Source organism: Tissierella sp. (assembly GCF_052089545.1).
In the GTDB taxonomy this organism is placed as follows: Bacteria; Bacillota; Clostridia; order Tissierellales; family Tissierellaceae; genus Tissierella_A.
Genome location: NZ_JBQDAA010000225.1, coordinates 1 through 3,581, shown reverse-complemented (window position 1 = coordinate 3,581; position 3,581 = coordinate 1). Strand labels below are relative to the sequence as shown.

Here is a 3,581-nt window from a genome sequence, read left to right as displayed (position 1 = left end):
GTAGAAAAGTTTTAACTGCATAGTCAGTATTGACTATGACATTATTATACTAGGAAGTGTTATTATGAAAACTTGGAAAATTAATATACTTAAATTAGCTGTTAGTTTAATTTCAATAATTATTTTATTATTACTTATATTTTTTATACCTGGGATAGCTAATTATTTTGAAGAAACAGCACCAGAATTTGGCCATATGAAATGGCCGTTAATACTTGGAATATATCTCACAGGACTTCCGTTTTTTATAGCAGTATTTAATGTATTTAGACTTATAAAGCTTATAGATGTTGATGCAGTATTTACAATGAAATCAATAAAACATTTAAATATTATATCTAAATGTTCTATTTCAGAGATAATTATATATTTTTTAGGTCTTATTTATCTATATATAGAAAAGGCAATGCAACCTGGTATAGTTTTACTAAGTTTATTAATCATCTTTGCTTCTTTTGTAATATATGTGCTTATAGAAATATTAAAAGAACTATTATTAAAAGCTGTAAAAATAAAAAATGAAAATGATCTTACGATATAGGGTGATGAATATGAAGATAAAAGTAAATATAGATATTATGTTAGCAAAAAGAGGGATGAGTGTTACTGAACTATCTGAAAGGGTTGGCATTACTATGTCAAATATATCTATACTAAAAAATGGTAAAGCAAAAGCTGTAAGGTTTTCAACTTTGGCAGGAATATGTAAAGCTTTGGATTGTCAACCAGGTGATATTTTAGAATATATAGAAGAAGATTGACTGATGGAGGAATAGTTTATGGGATTAACAACATTTATTTTTGCAGGAATAGTTCTTTTTATAATATTACTTATCCTAGTATATAAAACAAATAAAGAAAAGTATAAGGAAAAACCTTTTAAGTCTTCTTTTGTAGCTTTAGCTTTAATAGTTTTAAACTGGATACTTTTTTTAAGTGATTTTTATGTGTATCTACCTGAAAAGATTGGAGATATGATATTTACACCTATATGGGTTTTGGTATCTATTATTGGAATAATATCATCTTTTAGGGAATATAAAAATAACTTATTTTTCTCCTTATTAATTTTAGTTTTATCGGTTATTAGTATTATTATGATTATGCTCACATTACTCATAGGAAGCATGTAAGATTATTTTTATATGAGGTATGTTTCAATTTTATTATCAGGAAGCTAGTATTATAGTTTAACTTTCTAGGGGGAGTGTATGAATAAAAAAATAAGATGGTCATTAATTTTAATAAGTATTATTTTATTTGTTTTTCTAGCTGATAAAGTCTTTATGTTTATGGTAGGTAGAAATCAAGGCTATCTACCAGTTCCTGAACATCAAGATTTAGAAAATATTGTCCTTATTGATGTTAAAAATGATATAGGGATTGAAAAAACTGTCATAAATAAGCCAAAGGAAATAAATAGGTTTCTAGAAATATTTGCTGATTCCAATAGAACATATAGGGAAAGTGTTTCTGATTTTCCTGATAAAACAAATTTTACAGCTGTTCTTTTTAATTTTGGAATAGAAGAAAGTAGTTGGAGATCCCTATATAGAGAAGGAAAAGATATTTATATTGATCAACCATATTATAGGGTTTTCAAAGTAAGACCTAAGGATATAGATGAATTAGGTCAAATTATAGAAAGAGGAATTAAAGAAAATATACTAATATCTTTTGATGATATACTTAAAAAGGGCTTTAAATAAGGAGGGAAAGAATGAAAAACAAAAATATTAGTTGGATTGTTTTTATACTTAGTACTGTATCATTTTTAATTTCATTAAAACTATTTTGGAATTTAGGGATTTATGTAGATGAATATTCAACATCTATGGATTTAGTTTATGGTGGGGAGTTTTGGATATATATGGGTTGGTTAAAACTTTTTATGTTAGGCTTTTTATCTATGCTTTCTTTAGTGAAATTGTTTGATAAACAAAATAATTAAATAATAGTATCTAAGCAGTAGATATATAGCAAATTATAGTATGCTTTATTGAAACTTTTTAATCTCTGCTATATAATTTATATAAGGAATATATTTAGGAGGAGAAGAATGGAAAAATTTAGACTTAAAAGAGAAAATAGTTTAATGTTTGTAGTTGATATACAAGAAAGACTAGTTCCAGCTATGAAAGATGGGGAAAGGGTAATTAAAAACACCATAACGCTATTAGAATCGGCTCATACGATGAATATAAATGTAATAGCTACAGAACAATATCCAAAAGGATTAGGTTCTACTGTGGGCGAAATAAAGAGATATATTGATGATAAAAAAACTTTTACTAAAATAGAATTCTCAGGCTGCATAGATGAAGTTAGAACTTTTTTACAAAAGTCTGATAAAAAAGATATAATACTAGTTGGAATGGAAACGCATGTATGCGTATACCAAACTACTAGAGACTTAATAGAATTAGGATATAATGTATTTATAGTAAAAGATGCTGTAAGTTCTAGAACGGAAGAAAACGTTGAAAATGGATTGGATCTTTTAAAAGAAATGGGAGCTATTATTACAAATACTGAAACAGTTTTATTTGATTTACTTGGAAAAGCTGGAACTGATGAATTTAAAACTATTTCAAAACTTATTAAATAATTTCAAATAACAGAAATGACTTAAAGAAAATAAGTTATTTCTGTTATTTTTCTAAGCTAATAAAGGATAAATAGTATATAATTATATATGATGATATAATATGTTTAAAAGATATTATATTTCCAGGGCAATTTAGAAATAAAAGACTTTAATCTGATTAACTTAGGTTGAAGTTAAACATTAACTTTAGGACTAAAGTATGGAAACAACAGCTTTTATAACCTAAAGTTAAACATTAAGATGAGTTGAGGTGAATATATGATATATGGAATAGGGGATTTGCACTTTGATTATTCAAAACAAAAACCTATGGATATATTTGGAGATAACTGGTTAGATCATGAAGATCAGATTATAAAAAGTTGGAAAGATAAAGTAGAAAAAGAAGATATAGTTTTAATTCCAGGTGATATTTCTTGGGCATTAAAGCTTGAGCAAGCGCAACTTGATCTTAAAAGAATAGATGATTTGCCAGGGAAAAAGGTATTTATTAAAGGAAACCATGATTACTGGTGGCAAAGTTTAAAAAAGATAAATGATTTAAATTTAAAGAGTTTATTTTTTATTCAGAACAACTCTTATATTTATAAAAATATAGGCATAGGAGGAACTAGGGGATGGAACTCTAGAGATAGCGACTTTTTTACTGAAAAAGATGAAAAAATATTTAGAAGAGAAGTACTAAGACTTAGAAACTCTTTATCATCTATTGAAAAGAACGTAGAGAAAAAGATTGCCATGATGCACTATCCACCTTTTGATATGAACTTAAAACCTAATGAATTTGTAGAAGTAATGAAAGAATTTAATATAGATTTATGTATATATGGTCATTTACATTCAGAGGGACATAAATATATAGTAGAAGGTGAGTTAGAAGGCATTGAATTTCATTGCGTATCAAGTGATTATTTAAAGTTTCAACTTAAATCTTTATATGAGGAGTGATAATATGAAATTGATAGTAAAAAAA

The 3,581-nt window shown here is 26.2% G+C and carries 7 protein-coding genes; all 7 read left to right on the top strand.

From position 1 onward, the window contains the following. Window positions 1–64 precede the first annotated feature (64 nt). Entirely contained in the window at window positions 65–541 is a 477-nt protein-coding gene (locus tag ACTHW2_RS11965; RefSeq protein WP_442264143.1) for a DUF2975 domain-containing protein, read from the top strand. 10 nt (window positions 542–551) lie between these two features. Continuing rightward, window positions 552–761 carry a helix-turn-helix domain-containing protein gene (locus ACTHW2_RS11960; protein ID WP_442264142.1) on the top strand — a complete coding sequence of 70 codons (210 nt, stop codon included), beginning with the start codon at window positions 552–554 and terminating at the stop codon, window positions 759–761. 18 nt (window positions 762–779) lie between these two features. Further along, entirely contained in the window at window positions 780–1,133 is a 354-nt protein-coding gene (locus tag ACTHW2_RS11955) for a hypothetical protein (RefSeq protein ID WP_442264141.1), read from the top strand. A 78-nt stretch (window positions 1,134–1,211) separates the two neighbouring features. Then, complete coding sequence (locus ACTHW2_RS11950) at window positions 1,212–1,709, top strand: DUF5301 domain-containing protein (RefSeq protein WP_442264140.1); 498 nt, start codon at window positions 1,212–1,214, stop codon at window positions 1,707–1,709. An 11-nt stretch (window positions 1,710–1,720) separates the two neighbouring features. After that, window positions 1,721–1,951 carry a hypothetical protein gene (locus ACTHW2_RS11945; protein ID WP_442264139.1) on the top strand — a complete coding sequence of 77 codons (231 nt, stop codon included), beginning with the start codon at window positions 1,721–1,723 and terminating at the stop codon, window positions 1,949–1,951. Window positions 1,952–2,059: 108 nt separating this feature from the next. Beyond that, window positions 2,060–2,608: an isochorismatase family protein gene (locus ACTHW2_RS11940; RefSeq protein WP_442264138.1), complete on the top strand. Its 549-nt coding sequence runs from the start codon at window positions 2,060–2,062 to the stop codon at window positions 2,606–2,608. A gap of 258 nt (window positions 2,609–2,866) precedes the next feature. Continuing rightward, window positions 2,867–3,556, top strand: a complete 690-nt coding sequence (locus ACTHW2_RS11935) for a metallophosphoesterase (protein WP_442264137.1) — start codon at window positions 2,867–2,869, stop codon at window positions 3,554–3,556. Window positions 3,557–3,581: the final 25 nt, after the last annotated feature.

Excerpts from the sequence above, each read along its gene's own strand:
- ACTHW2_RS11935 (WP_442264137.1), top strand. The coding sequence starts at position 2,867 with ATGATATATGGAATAGGGGATTTGCACTTTGATTATTCAAAACAAAAA.
- ACTHW2_RS11960 (WP_442264142.1), top strand. The coding sequence starts at position 552 with ATGAAGATAAAAGTAAATATAGATATTATGTTAGCAAAAAGAGGGATG.
- ACTHW2_RS11940 (WP_442264138.1), top strand. The coding sequence starts at position 2,060 with ATGGAAAAATTTAGACTTAAAAGAGAAAATAGTTTAATGTTTGTAGTT.
- ACTHW2_RS11945 (WP_442264139.1), top strand. The coding sequence starts at position 1,721 with ATGAAAAACAAAAATATTAGTTGGATTGTTTTTATACTTAGTACTGTA.
- ACTHW2_RS11950 (WP_442264140.1), top strand. The coding sequence starts at position 1,212 with ATGAATAAAAAAATAAGATGGTCATTAATTTTAATAAGTATTATTTTA.
- ACTHW2_RS11955 (WP_442264141.1), top strand. The coding sequence starts at position 780 with ATGGGATTAACAACATTTATTTTTGCAGGAATAGTTCTTTTTATAATA.
- ACTHW2_RS11965 (WP_442264143.1), top strand. The coding sequence starts at position 65 with ATGAAAACTTGGAAAATTAATATACTTAAATTAGCTGTTAGTTTAATT.